The organism is Streptomyces sp. NRRL S-118 (assembly GCF_000716335.1).
GTDB lineage: Bacteria > Actinomycetota > Actinomycetes > Streptomycetales > Streptomycetaceae > Streptomyces.
Genome location: NZ_KL591032.1, coordinates 461 through 915 on the forward strand (window position 1 = coordinate 461; position 455 = coordinate 915).

Sequence of the window (455 nt, forward strand, 5' to 3'; positions counted from 1 at the left end):
GTCACCGCCTCGGCGCGGCCCTCCCCGGCGGCGCCGGCACAGGTCTCGGGGCGCGTCGAACTCACCCCGATCCAGCGCTGGTTCCTCGACGAGCACACCGTCGACCCGGACCACTACGCGATGTCCGCGCACCTTGAGCTCGCCCCCGGCACGGACGCCGCGCTGCTGGAGCTCGCCCTGGACGCGGTCGTCGCCCACCACGACGCGCTGCGGATGCGCTACACCCGCGACGGCGGCACGTGGATCCAGGAGTACGGCGACCGGCCGTCCGGGCTCCTCGCCGTCCGCGACCTCGCCGGCGGCGAGAACACCGAAGAGGTCCTGAACGCCGCGGCCCTGGAGGCGCAGCGCGCCCTCGGCCTGTCCGGCGGCACGCTCGTCAAGGGCGTCCTGTTCCGCTTCGGTGACGGCACCGCGCCCCGACTCTTCCTCGCCGTCCACCACATCGTCATGGA

1 protein-coding gene is annotated in these 455 nt (G+C 74.1%); it reads left to right on the plus strand.

Annotation, left to right across the window (positions count from 1 at the left end; translation table 11 throughout):
* On the plus strand, positions 1-455 hold a 455-nt coding region (locus IH00_RS38180; protein ID WP_039947700.1), incomplete at both ends, for a condensation domain-containing protein.